Source organism: Paenalcaligenes sp. GW821-LYS-B07-1 (genome assembly GCF_058803365.1).
In genome coordinates, this window is record NZ_CM179516.1 from 815,293 (window position 1) to 828,783 (window position 13,491).

The 13,491-nt window shown below is 50.3% G+C and carries 8 protein-coding genes and 1 pseudogene; 7 read left to right on the forward strand and 2 right to left on the reverse strand.

Annotated elements, in window-relative coordinates; genetic code table 11:
- The first annotated feature begins 2 nt into the window (after nucleotides 1-2).
- The 4 genes from AC3QL0_RS03875 (at nucleotide 3) to AC3QL0_RS03890 (ending at nucleotide 4,211) form a co-directional block, all read left to right on the forward strand.
- On the forward strand, nucleotides 3-953 hold the full coding sequence (locus tag AC3QL0_RS03875) for an MBL fold metallo-hydrolase (RefSeq protein ID WP_493010164.1): 951 nt from the start codon (nucleotides 3-5) through the stop codon (nucleotides 951-953).
- A gap of 237 nt (nucleotides 954-1,190) precedes the next feature.
- A complete protein-coding gene (locus tag AC3QL0_RS03880) occupies nucleotides 1,191-2,069 on the forward strand; it encodes a glycine betaine ABC transporter substrate-binding protein (protein ID WP_493010165.1) in 879 nt (292 codons plus the stop codon).
- 97 nt (nucleotides 2,070-2,166) lie between these two features.
- Nucleotides 2,167-3,369 (forward strand): quaternary amine ABC transporter ATP-binding protein, encoded by a 1,203-nt coding sequence (locus tag AC3QL0_RS03885; protein WP_493010166.1) that lies wholly within the window; start codon nucleotides 2,167-2,169, stop codon nucleotides 3,367-3,369.
- Nucleotides 3,366-4,211 (forward strand): ABC transporter permease, encoded by an 846-nt coding sequence (locus AC3QL0_RS03890; RefSeq protein ID WP_493010167.1) that lies wholly within the window; start codon nucleotides 3,366-3,368, stop codon nucleotides 4,209-4,211. The genes AC3QL0_RS03885 and AC3QL0_RS03890 overlap by 4 nt, the downstream gene beginning before the upstream one ends.
- A gap of 92 nt (nucleotides 4,212-4,303) precedes the next feature.
- On the opposite strand, the gene AC3QL0_RS03895 is transcribed toward AC3QL0_RS03890, so the two are convergent.
- Entirely contained in the window at nucleotides 4,304-5,299 is a 996-nt protein-coding gene (locus tag AC3QL0_RS03895; protein ID WP_493010168.1) for an LLM class flavin-dependent oxidoreductase, read from the reverse strand.
- Nucleotides 5,300-5,398: 99 nt separating this feature from the next.
- On the opposite strand from AC3QL0_RS03895, the gene AC3QL0_RS03900 reads away from it, so the two are divergent.
- From AC3QL0_RS03900 to AC3QL0_RS03910, 3 genes and pseudogenes are all read left to right on the forward strand, one after another.
- The gene (locus AC3QL0_RS03900; protein WP_493010169.1) at nucleotides 5,399-6,238 is read left to right on the forward strand and encodes a mechanosensitive ion channel family protein; all 840 of its coding nucleotides are present in this window, start codon (nucleotides 5,399-5,401) and stop codon (nucleotides 6,236-6,238) included.
- 291 nt (nucleotides 6,239-6,529) lie between these two features.
- A pseudogene (locus AC3QL0_RS03905) lies at nucleotides 6,530-6,631 on the forward strand (ESPR domain-containing protein); the annotation flags it as partial.
- A 507-nt stretch (nucleotides 6,632-7,138) separates the two neighbouring features.
- Nucleotides 7,139-12,475 carry an autotransporter domain-containing protein gene (locus AC3QL0_RS03910; RefSeq protein WP_493010937.1) on the forward strand — a complete coding sequence of 1,779 codons (5,337 nt, stop codon included), beginning with the start codon at nucleotides 7,139-7,141 and terminating at the stop codon, nucleotides 12,473-12,475.
- 100 nt (nucleotides 12,476-12,575) lie between these two features.
- On the opposite strand, the gene AC3QL0_RS03915 is transcribed toward AC3QL0_RS03910, so the two are convergent.
- Nucleotides 12,576-13,445, reverse strand: a complete 870-nt coding sequence (locus tag AC3QL0_RS03915; RefSeq protein WP_493010170.1) for an EamA family transporter — start codon at nucleotides 13,443-13,445, stop codon at nucleotides 12,576-12,578.
- Nucleotides 13,446-13,491 lie beyond the last annotated feature (46 nt).

Genomic DNA, 13,491 nt, shown 5'->3' on the forward strand with positions numbered 1-13,491 from the left:
ACATGATGAAAGCATGGCGTTATATGTTGTCTGCGGCGTCTTTAGCAGTGGCTGCTGTACTGGTAGGGTGCGATAACGCACCGCCTGCCGTATCGACCACAGGACCTTCTGAAGTTTCCGCACCCGCAGCCACTCAGGTTCAGAACACTGCCTTAACTATTGAGCCTTTTAATTGGGGCGACCAAGCTATCTTTGCGGTGTCATCGGTGCTGGTTCAAGGTAAAGATGAGGCTATTCTGATCGATGCGCAGTTTTCAGCTACCGAGGCACAGCAGTTAGTAGACAAGATTAAAGCCACAGGAAAGCGCCTGAGCACCATCTATATTAGTCATGGTGATCCTGACTATTACTTTGGGTTGGCAACCTTACATGCGGCGTTTCCAGATGCCAAAATTTTGGCTACCCCCGCCACCATTGCTCACATTGAAGCCACAAAAGATGCCAAGTTGGCTTTTTGGGGCCCAAAGATGGAGGGCAGTGCTCCCAGCCAACTGATTGTGCCCCAGCCGTTAGCAGGGGATACCTTGATGTTGGAAGGTCAGGAACTCAAGGTGGTAGGGCTAGATGGTCCTACACCTGATCGTACGGTGGTGTGGATACCTTCTATTAAAGCCGTGGTAGGCGGGATTCCGGTGATGTCTGGCGAGCATGTGTGGATGGCTGATACCCAAACTCCACAATCACATGCAGATTGGCTGGCTACCTTAGAGAGCATTAAAGCGTTAGCACCGGATGTAGTGATACCTGGTCACTATATGGGGGCGTTACCTCAAGGTATAGAGGCTGTGACTTTTACGTCGGATTACATACGCGCTTTTGATGAAGAAGCCGCTAAGGCGAGTAATTCACCAGAGCTTATCGTCGCCATGAAACAGCGCTATCCTGCATTGCTGGGTGATGATTCGTTAGTGTTAAGCGCTGCTGTGGCCAAAGGTGAGATGCAATGGCCGTAATCGTTACACCATAACAAGCTAAAGCTTCAGATATGAGCCTGCCGTTCGTTGCCTGAAAGTAGGGTTAACGACGGGCGCACCGCCCACGTATATCTTCAATGCTGATGTATAGCCCTTATTGAGTGGGGGATGCATCAGCATTTTTTATGACTATGCCGCTTTGGTTATGCTGAACTGGACTGAAATTGATTTATTGATATAATGATTAGCTCTAGAATGATTCGGAGTCAAATGATTATGTTAATAAATAAAATCCTGAAGCGTCTAAGTGTTGCAATGGGTACCGCTGTTTTTGGCCTAGGGTTATTGGGAACTGGCAGTGCCTATGCCCAAGACAAAGGTACCGTGCATTTGGCCTATGTAGAATGGTCCTCTGAAGTAGCCTCCACCAACGTGATGCGTGTGTTGCTGGAACAAGCTGGCTACGATGTAAAAATGAGCTCACTGACGGGTGCTGCAATGTGGCAAGCTGTCGCGAACGGTGATGCGGATGCCATGTTGGCTGCGTGGCTGCCTACTACCCACGAAGATTACTTTGCACAATTGGGCGATAAAGTTGAAGACTTAGGCCCTAATTTGGACGGTACAAAGCTGGGCTTGGTTGTACCTGCCTACACAGAAATCACCTCTATTGAAGAGCTGAACGACAACGCCAAGAAATTCAATAACGAAATTATCGGTATTGATCCAGGTGCCGGTCTGCAGCGTCTAACAGGTGAGGTAGTAGACCAATATGGTTTGAAGCTGCGTTTGCGTGATGGTACCGATGCGACCATGACAGCAGCATTGGCGAACGCTATTCAAAACAAAGAAGACATCGTGATTACTGCATGGACACCGCACTGGATGTTTGCCCGTTGGGATCTGAAATACTTAGAGGATCCTAAAGGTGTTTATGGTGGCGCAGAGCAAATTCACACCATTGTTCGTAAAGGTCTGAAAGACGATAAGCCAGAGGCGTATGCCATTCTGGATGCCTTCAACTGGACTCCCGATGACATGGGAGAAATCATGTTGATGAACGAAGAAGCCGGTAGTGATCCGTATGAAAATGCCAAAAAATGGGTAGAAGCTAACCCAGAAAAAGTACAAGCCTGGATGCCAGCTACTGAGTAAACCATGTCGTGGTGAACCAGTAATGTCGCTATAGGCACAAGGCCGGGCGCATTGCGACCCGGCCTTGTACTTTTCAATTACAGTAAAAGAGGAACGGATGACGAATACTAGAAATGTAAAAATCAAAGTCCGTCAGTTAAGTAAAGTCTTTGGTGCTAATCCCGAACGAGCACTGGCTTTACGTAAGCAGGGCAAAAAGCGCCCTGAAATTTTTGAACAAACTGGCCAAACCCTAGGGCTGTATGACATCAATTTTGATGTGTACGAGGGTGAGTTGCTGGTGATTATGGGTCTGTCTGGGTCGGGTAAATCCACGCTGATCCGTTGTTTGAATAGGCTGATAGATCCTACCGAAGGTCGGGTAGAAATAGCTGGGCAAGACATCACCAAACTCTCTGAAAAAGAGCTACTGGCAGTGCGCCGCCAGCATTTCTCTATGGTGTTTCAGAACTTTGCCTTGTTTCCACACCGAACTGTGCAGCAAAACGTAGAGTTTGGGCTAGAAATACGCCACATGGAAAAAGAAGAACGTGGCCGTATTGCCGTCGATGCACTAGAGCAAGTGGGCCTTAAAGGCTGGGAAGACTCATATCCTTCACAACTGTCAGGCGGTATGCAACAGCGCGTGGGTATTGCGCGAGCGCTGGCCAACGACGGCAGTGTGTTGTTGATGGATGAGGCCTTTTCGGCATTAGACCCATTGATCCGTAAAGACATGCAGCAAGAGCTGCAAGAACTGCAGTACCGCACACGTAAAACCACCATTTTCATCACGCACGATTTGGATGAGGCACTCAACATTGGTGACCGCATTATCTTGCTGAAAGATGGTGAGATTGTGCAAGAAGGCACGCCAGAAGAAATACTCAGTAAACCAGCTGATGACTACGTGGCTCGCTTTATTGAAGGTGTGGATAAAGCGCGTGTGCTTACTGCCAGCAGTGCTATGCGTTCGTCCAGAGTGACGGTGCGCCCCGATGACGGCCCACGCACAGCCTTGCGCAAAATGAGTGAAAATAGTATTGACTCGGTGTATGTGACGACTCGCGATAGACGCTTAATAGGGCTAATTGAAGCAGCTGTATTGCGTAAAGCCATACAAGAGCAGGCGCAAAGCATACAAAACTATATAGATACTGACATTCCTAAAGTAGGGCCAGACGAACCGTTAAATCAATTGTTCGGGTTGTTCGATCGCAGTATCCCCGTCGCCGTAGTCAACGATAAAGATCAGTTATTGGGCGTGGTGGTGAAAGGTGCCGTGTTAGATGAACTGGCTAAAGCAGGAGAAACCTCATGATGAGTAGTATTCCAACCTTACCCCTAAGCCGTTGGATTGAGCAGGGGCTAAACTCGCTTACCTCTAGCTACTCTGGCGTCACCCGTAGCGTGTCACGCTTCACCCAAGATGGCATTGATCTACTGAACGATGGTTTGCTGGCATTGCCAGAGTGGTTGCTGATTGCGGCCTTTGCGTTGCTGTGTTGGCGTGCGTCGGGCTGGCGTTTAGCGCTAGGAGCCGTAGCCGGTTTGGGTTTGATCTGGAACCTAGGCTTGTGGGTGCCCATGATCCAAACCTTAACGCTGGTAGTAATTGCCACATTAGTTGCGATTGTGATTGCATTACCTATTGGTATTGTGGCCGCGTTGTCTAACCGCTTATATAAAGTAGTGATGCCGCTGTTGGACTTCATGCAGACCATGCCGGCGTTCGTGTACTTGATTCCAGCCATTCCATTTTTTGGTATTGGTGCGGTATCGGCTATTTTCGCCACAGTGATTTTCTCTATGCCACCCGCGATACGTCTAACCATTTTAGGCATACGCCAAGTGCCAGAGGACCTCATCGAAGCCGCTGATGCTTACGGTGCAACACGTCGCCAAAAGCTGTTTAAAGTACAGTTGCCATTGGCCTTACCTACCATCATGGCTGGCGTGAACCAGACCATTATGTTGGCCTTGTCCATGGTAGTGATTGCCGCCATGATTGGTGCCGATGGCTTGGGTAGCGAAGTATGGCGTGCGATTCAACGACTGCGCTCTGGCGATGGTTTTGTCGCTGGTATTGCTGTGGTGATTCTTGCCATGTTGCTAGATAGACTGACGCAATCTTTGCAAAAGCGCAGTAGCAATAAGAAATAAGCAGTAAGCGCTACAAAAAAGGCTTGGAAATATCCAAGCCTTTTTTAAAAGTATTTCTGCAGCCCCAGCGCAGGCAATGGATACTGTTTTGACTACAGCGATTTAAACGCCTCTGCCGCCAACGTATACGAATGCAGACGTGCTTTCTGGTCGTAAATATTGCTGGTGACAATCAACTCATTGGCTTGAGTACTCACCAGTGTTGAGTGAATTTTCTGACGAACGGTCTCCACATCACCAACAGCCGTGCAGTGCATCATGTGTTTGATGAGTTCTTGGGCTTGTGGGCTGGCGTTGTCCATATAACCAGGTACTGGTGGTGGCAAGGTTATAGGTTTGCCTGAACGCAGACTAACAAAAGATTGCTGCCAGGATGTGGCGAGGTCTTCAGCTTCGGCGGTAGTGTCAGCGGCAAAGATATTAAAGCCCAGCATCAAGTACGGTTTGTCTAAGTATTTGGAAGGGCGGAAGTGCTGTCTATAGACTTCGCAGGCATGTGCCAACTGAGCAGGCGCAAAGTGCGAGGCAAACGCATAAGGCAAACCCAACGCAGCAGCTAATTGTGCACCGTACAAGCTACTGCCCAAAATCCACACAGGTACTTTACTGCCTTTGCCGGGCACAGCCAGTACTGGCTGCTCAGGTTCGTCAGACATGTAGTCCATCAGTTCCAGTACATCGCGTGGGAACTGTTCGGGGTCAGAGTTTAAGTCTCGGCGTAAGGCTCTAGAGGTAATTTGGTCAGATCCTGGCGCACGGCCCAACCCTAAGTCTATGCGACCTGGGTACAGGCTTTCTAAGGTGCCAAATTGTTCGGCAATCACTAAGGGGGAGTGATTGGGCAGCATAATGCCACCAGCACCCACGCGAATGCGTTGCGTTTGTGAGGCCACATGGCTGATCAAAATAGAGGTGGCGGCACTGGCAATGCCGGGCATGCCATGATGCTCGGCTAACCAATAGCGACTAAATCCTAATTGCTCACAATGCTGAGCCAGCTCAGAGGCGCGTAAGAAAGCATCTCTGGCGGTACCCCCTTGAATAATAGGAGCTAAATCCAGCACAGAAAAAGCGGCACGAGTAGACATGTTGGTGAGTCCTTGTAACAGACAACGATACCCATATCATAGGGCAGTTAAAACCCGTTATGATGGCGACACGCGATGTTTATTTTGGGAGAAACGTGAATGAATGAAACACAGCTAGTCGAAAGCACAACGTTATCCTTGCTGCAAACGTTTGGCATCAACCTGCTTGTGGCTGCACTGATTCTGATTGTGGGGTGGTGGTTGTCGTCGGTGGCAGCTCGCTTCTTGCGCAAGTTCTTGATGCGTATGCCGCACATGGATCGTACCGTGATCCCCATGCTCACGATCGTGTTGCAGTGGTTTATACGTATTATTGTATTGATTGCGGTGTTAGCACGCTTTGGCGTTCAAACCACCAGTATCGTTGCTATGTTAGGTGCGATGGGTTTGGCCGTGGGTTTGGCCTTGCAAGGCACACTGCAAAACGTGGCATCGGGCATTATGCTGCTGATTCTGCGTCCTATCAGCGCGGGTGAATTTGTGTCTGTAGTGGGTAAAGGTGACGGTACTGTAGATGAAGTGGGTTTGTTCCTAACGCGCTTCATTCAAGCTGACGGTGTTGAGTTCACATTACCAAACAGCTCAATTTGGGGCAGTGCCATCATTAACTACAGCCGCAACAAAACGCGTCGTATGGATGTGGAAGTATCGGTGCGTTATGGTGATGATCTGGATAAAGCTATTCGTACATTGCAGAACATGGTTGCAAACAACGAAACCGTGCTTAAAGATCCCGCGCCTCAGGTTATGGTCACACAGTACAAAGACAGTGTGATTGTGGTGACAGTACGTGTGTGGAGTCTCACAGAGAATTTCTGGAACTTACGTTTTGAACTCTTGCGTCAGGCGCCATTGCTGTTGCAAGACGAAGGCCTGCGCATTCCTGTACCAGTACGTGAAATCAGTGCACCTAACGATGCAGAAAAAGCCAGTGCGTAATACAGCACTGTAGCGTAGTGATACACAAAAAACCCGCCCTATGTAGGGCGGGTTTTTTTATGCATGGCCTAACGAAAACTGTCCGCGGCAACGAGTAAGTCATTACGCGAGTGGAGCATCAATAGGGCATGTCAGCGGCTTAAAGAAATTGTTGTTTTTGGTTGATATCACCAATTTCAGTGATATCGCTGCTGGGATGAACTTATTAGAATCCGAGGAATAGATAGTTAATAAGTGTTAAGGGCATCAGGCCCAGAGCGATCTACAACAAAAATTGGGAAGATAAACAATATGAATCACATTTATAAATCGCTTTGGAGCATGGCCTTAGGCACGTGGGTGGCTGTGCCGGAAAATGCGCGTAATCACCAGGGGGGTACGACGAGTAGTGCCGCGAGCTTAGCCACAACTAGGCCTGTGTGGCGTAAGCATAGTCTTGCACTTGCCATTGCTATAGCGTGGGGCAGCTTGGTAGCGGCTCCAGCGCATGCAGAATGTACACAGGCAGGCCTTAAAGTAGTAACGTGTAGCGGTTCGGTCGCGGGCTACGAATCATCAGACAGTAATCTGAGTCTTAGTATAGCTACTGCAACGGTCACTCCAAAGGAGAATGCAGGGTATGCAATACGACTTACCGGCACCGGTGTTGCGCTTTTGAATAACGGCAACATAAATGCTAGTGTGCCGAAGCTTGAGCCTGTTGTGGGTGTGCAGATTGAGAATCTTGCTGGGAGCACAGTAACGATAAACAACAGTGTATTTGGCTTCATATCAGGGCAATCAGTTGATGTTAGCGATGGCGGTGCTGCGCTACGCATAAGCAACGGTGCTGGTGGAACTACGAGCGTAATCAATTATGGTTCTATTCAGGCCGGGCGTGTATTGGCTAGCAGTGGGGAATTGGAAGACTTAATCGCAATGACGCTGAGAGGCGGTGCGAAACAGGCGGTGCAGAATAGCGGAACAATTATTGGCAGAGTGGGTATGCAGGCCTCTACCGCAGGTAACGAGTTCGTTAATACTGGTACTGTTCAGGGTAGTGTGCACCTAGGCGCAGAGGGAGGGAGTAACCGCTTTATAGCCGTTACAGGCTCATCGCTTGCGAGTAACGCTGGTGTGGGGAAGGGCATAACGGTTGCAAACGTTAACTATGCCGCCACAGGCACCGTCGATGCTGGCTCAGCCAATAACGGCAATATCTTAGCGCTACAAAACGCCACTAATGGTGTAGGCTCAGGAACGGCAGGTTCGGGAACCATAAATGGCGATAAATACCTGAATTTTAGTCATTTAGTTGTTAACAGCGGTACTTGGAACCTGTCTGGCAACCTCTTTCCATCAAGCACCCAAAACCCTACGGTAGCGCTGAATGGTGGTGCACTGAGTGTGACAGGGGTGGCCCACGCAGGGGTAACGGTTGCGGCAGGCGCAGCATTAAAAGGTACAGGTACGGTGGGGGCAGTCACGGTGAGTAAGGACGGTAGGGTAGTAGGCCGCAGCGGTAGTACCTTAACGATGGACTCCTTAACTTTGGATACTGACTCACAGGTTGATGTTGCGCTCGGTGCCCCTAGCCTAGGTACACAGGAAATTTTCAAGGTAAATCAGAGTCTGACGTTAAACGGCGCATTGAATGTTACGGATGCTGGCGACTTTGGAAGTGGTGTCTATCTCTTATTCACCTATAGAGCGTTGGCTAATAACGGACTGAAGTTGGGGACTTTACCTAACGGCTGGCAGGCTGGTGACCTAACGATTCAGACAGCTATTGCTGGTCAGGTAAATGTAGTGGTTAAAGCCTCTGGTCAGGAAGTTCAGTTTTGGGATGGCAGCGACAATATAGCTAATGGTGTGATCGAGGGTGGCAGTGGTGTATGGAACAGTACGAATACGAACTGGACGACCGAGGATGGCAACTCTAATGATCTATGGTCAGCTGGTTTTGCTGTTTTTCAGGGGAATTCCGGTAGGGTATTTGTAGAGGGTGTACAGAGCCTCAATGGCATGCAGTTCGTAACGGATGGCTATACCGTGGCTGCAGGGGCTGCGGGCGAACTGAGTCTGCTAGGCAGCAATGGGGATAGTGCCGCAATACGCGTAGACTCTGGTGTAACGGCGGTTATAGAGGCTCCGATGAGTGGGAGCAGTGGTGTAGCGAAGTTGGATGCTGGTACCCTTGAATTGAGTGGGAACAACTCTTACTCAGGGGGAACTGCATTGCGCGGCGGCTCGCTGTTGCTTGGTCATTCAAATGCGCTAGGTCAAGGTAAGCTGACTACCTACAATGGGACTACCTTGGGCGCTACAGGTAATCAAACAGTGCATAATCAGGTAGACCTTAATGGTGCTCTGACGATAACAGGCAATGACTCGCTGACACTGGACGGTCGTATTGCTGGCACTGGATCACTGGTGAAACAGGGGACAGGCACATTAACGTTAAATGGTCACAACAACATCTATAGTGGCGGCACCGTGTTAAGTGCAGGAATGCTAGTGCTAGGCAATAGCAATGCGTTGGGAACGGGCATGCTAACGGCAGACGCAGGTACTGTGTTGGACAGTAGTAATGCTATTTCGTTAGGTAATGCAGTGACGGTAATGGGTAATCTGACCGTGGCGGGCAGTAACGCATTGACATTGAATGGCATTATTAGTGGCGCAGGCGCATTGGCGAAAAATGGTGCTGCGCAGTTGACCCTAAACGGTAGTAACACCCATGCGGGTGGCATTGCGTTGAATGCAGGTACGTTGATAGTGGGCAACAATAAGGCCTTGGGGTCAGGCGAGCTAGTGGCCGCATCGAATACGAACTTAGACAGTAGTGCCGATGTAGTGCTAAGTAACAAGGTTGTGCTGCAGGGTGAACTGAGGGTACTGGGTAGTAAGGCGCTTACCGTAGAGGGTGATATTCGCGGCAATGGATCACTCTCGAAGCTAGGCACTGCAACGTTGACCTTAGCTGGCCACAATACTTATACCGGGGATACCTCAGTAAAAGCTGGACGTTTGCAGTTGCAAGCGAATAGTAGTCTAGCCAGTGCTCAGGTCACGGTGGAGAGTGGTGCCACCCTAGCTGGGCAAGGGGTGCTGGCTGGTAACGTTCAGGTGGAGTCAGGCGCAGCATTGGCCCCTGGAGAGGCTATTGGTACGGGTAACCTGACGATTCAGGGCGACCTGACAATGAAGCAGGGTAGTCGGTTGACGGTAGCGCTAGGCGCTCCTGGCCCTAACATGAGTACGCCTGGGCAAGGTACTAGCACCAGTGTAGACGGGGATATCACACTGAATGGTGTGCAGTTAGATGTACAGCAAGTCAGTGGTTTTGGCGACGGTTTATACCGCTTGTTTGATTACAAAGGAGCACTCACTCAACAGAATGGAGGGCTTATGCCTTCCATCGCGGGTATGACGGTGCAGCATCTGACCAGCAGTAAACAGATTAATGTGATTAATGGCAGTGGTGGCCTCACACTGAACTTCTGGAATGCCAATGGTTTGGCTTCTAGCTCGCAGCTAGGAGGTGGTTCGGGGGTGTGGAGCACCGTTTTTGCTAATTGGGCTGATGTTCAGGGTACGCTTACCTCAGCGATGAACCCTCAGCCGGGTTTTGCCATCTTTGGGGGGGATGCCGGTACAGTTTCGGTGAGTAATCAGCACGGAGCAGTGCAAGCCACGGCGATGCAATTTGCCAGCGATGGTTATGTGATGGATGGCGATACCTTAACGCTAGTCGCTGGCAGCACAAATTCCGGCCCAGTGGAAATACGCGTAGGTGATGGCAGTGCTGGTAGCAGTCAATGGCAGACCACCATCAAGAACGTTTTAGCGGGTAGTGATGGCTTGAATAAAACGGGTGCTGGCACATTGCTGCTAACCGCTGTTAATAGCTACAGCGGTGGCACTACCGTATCTGCTGGCACGCTGTCAGTAGAGCAGGATGCGAGCTTAGGGTTAAGCGGCGAAGCTGTCACCCTGAATGGTGGGCGTTTGCAGATTACCGGTACCAGCTTTACCAGCAATGGTAATCGTGCCTGGGGGTTGGGTGCGCAGGGCGGTACCGTAGATATTGCGGATAGTGCCAATCTATTCACGCTAGACAGTGATTTGTCTGGCAGTGGTGTGTTCACCAAAGCGGGTGATGGCACCTTGGTGTTGGCAGGTGCAAACAGCTACAGCGGTGGCACTGTGATTGATGGCGGTACGTTGGTAGCTAGTGTAGCCAACTTAGGCAGCGGAACAATCAAGACCAAGGCCGAGCTACAGTTAGATCAAGCGAGCAATGCCACGTTATCGCAAGCCGTAGAAGGCAGCGGTAGTGTGACCAAAACCGGCACGGGTGAGCTGCATTTAACAGGGCATAACACGTGGTCTGGCGGCTTGAATATTGATGATGGCAGTGTGGTGGCCTACGCAGAGAGTCTAGGCAGCGGCGCGATTGTGAATAATGCCAACTTGCAGCTACAGCAAAGCAACGATGCTACGTTGGCGCAAGCCATTAGCGGCACAGGCCACATCAGTAAAACAGGCGCGGGTGTGCTGACGTTAACCGGCAATAGCAGCACTTTTTCGGGTAGCACACAGGTTACCGATGGTGGCTTGCTCATCACTAAAAACAGTAGTTTGGGTGGCGATGTAACCGTGGCTAACGGAGCAACGTTGGCAGGCACGGGTACGGTAGGTAGTGCGGGTATGCTCACAACCGTGCAACGCGGTGCCACGATTAACCCCAGCGACAATGCTACGCGCTACGGCACAATGCGCATTGCGGGTGACTTACGCTTAGAGCAAGGGTCTACCTATTACGTGCAGGCTGACCCAGACAGTGATAGCAGCAGTCTGTTGAAAGTGGCTGGTACGGCTACGCTAGGCGGCAGTGTCTTGCATGCTGGTACTGAGATGAATGCCAAAACAGATTTTCAAGTTGGCAAAACCTACACCATCCTAGAAGCCAGCAGCATTCAAGGTAATTTTGGTGAGGTGAAATCCAACTATGCGTATTTGGATGTGGCCTTGGGCTATGGTGCCAATGCCGTAAGCTTAAAACTAGAACGTAAGTCAGAGGAAGAAGAAGGCGGTGGCACAACCGTCATTGATTTTGCTGATTTAGCCCAAACAGGTAATCAGATTGCGACTGCGCAAGGTATAGAAAGCCTGCCTAGCAGCCACGCGTTGTACAAATTTGTAGAAACCTTGCCTGCTGGAGCGCCACCAGCGGTGTTTGACAGCTTATCGGGCGAGACCCACGCCAGCGTAGCCAGTGGTTTGGCGAGTGTAGGCAGCTTGGCATCCAATCTGGGTAGTCAGCATTTGTATAGCAATTTAACGGCAGGCAGACGTGCTGGCGACCCTGTTGCGCAAAGCGATGGTGCCTTACCCGCATCAGCATGGCCATCCTCTAAAGCATTGCCGGCATGGGCTGAGGTCATTGGCCATTGGCAACGTTTCGATGGTGATAATAACGTAGGCCAGATGAAGCAGCGCACTACCGGTGTTTTCCTTGGTATGGATGAAAAACTGGGTAGCAGTGATTGGCGTGTAGGTGCAGCCGTTGGTTATATACATGCCAAGGCAGATGTAGATGACAGGTCATCAAACACTAAAGTTGATAACTACAGCGTGGCTATTTATGCCGGTAGAAGCATGGAAGCTGGCGCTAACCATATCAACATGTTGGGTGGCTTGGCCTATACCTGGCACGACATTCGCACCGAACGTACGGTGTCTAGTTTGGATCAAAAACTCAAAGCCGATTACAGTGCACATACAGCGCAAGCTTTTGCTGAAGTGGGCTATGCCTTTGGGCAGTACGACCAAATGGGCATAGAGCCCTTTGTGGGCATGAGCGTGTCTGAGCAGCGTATACGTGGCTTTAGTGAAAAAGGTGGTTTTGCAGCATTAGAGGGTAAGTCCAGTAATCACACCTTAGCCAGCAGCACCTTAGGGGTACGCTTGCACAATAACTTCCAAATGGGTGAGTACGATGGCAGATTGCGAGCCTCTTTAGGATGGCGTCATGCTATTGGCTCAGTAACGTCTGACAGAACCATGGCCTTTGAAGGCGGCCAAAACTTCACGGTAGCAGGTGTGCCGCTGGCACGAGATACCGCACTCATCGAGCTGGGTGCCGAAGTATCACTAAGCCGTTACTCTTCAGTGGGCATTGGCTACAAAGGGGAACTGGGTAATGGCCAACGAGATCATTCAGCGCAAGTACAGGTGCGTGTGGCCTTCTAAAGGGTTAGGCATGTAAGGAAGCCTAACTCTGTACTGATGTTAGGGAGCAGTTCTTAAGGTCATTGGGTAACCCCAATGACCTTTTTTATGACACCTGCATTTAGCGCTTGCTAGAGGTCCACTGCACTGCAAATACACTGACTAACACAATCAGTAACCCCACTAATGCTGAACCGCTCATGGTTTGTGACAATAATGCCCAGCCTAAGATCACGGCTGTTAAGGGGCTGAGCAAGCCTAGCGAAGCCACAGCAACCGTAGGCAGTCGCACAATCCCTCTGAACCACAGCACATAGGCTAACAAGGCACCCGCCAAACATAAGTAGGCATAGGCCAGATATTGCGCAGCGGTTAAGTGGGGCAACGGGGCATCCACCAAATAAGCTACCGGGGTTAACATGGCTCCGCCTAAAAGTAGCTGCCAACCTGTAAGCGCTAAAACAGGTAGCCGTACTTGCCAGCGTCGAGTCAGCCAAATACCCGCTGCCATGCTGGCCGCACCTAACAAGGCAGCCCCTACGCCTATGGGTTCAAACTGGGTTTGTGGTGACCACAATAAAATCGCCATACCTATTACCCCCGCTACTGCTGACCATAAGGTGGTTTGTGCGGGAGATTTACCATCTACAGCCCAGACTAGCACCATCACCAACAACGGTTGTATGGCACCTAGTACAGCCGCTAAGCCGCCGGGTAAGCGGTACGCGGCGACGAATAGCAAGGCCTGAAACACGCCAATATTTAAAGCGCTCAAGATGAGTAAACGTAGCCAGTCTTGGCGTAAAGGCAGTTTGCGCGTGAGTAATACCAGCAGTATGCCTGCTGGAAGCGCGCGTATGAGTGCTGCCGTAAATGGTCTATCGGGTGGCAGAATCTCAGAAGTCACAATATAGGTAGACCCCCAAATGGCAGGGGCCAGTGCTGTTAGCAAACTATCGCGCCACGGAAAAGTAGAGACAGGAGCAGTCATTTTGGATTAATCTTGAATTTAAGATAAATTCATTCTGAGAGTTTTT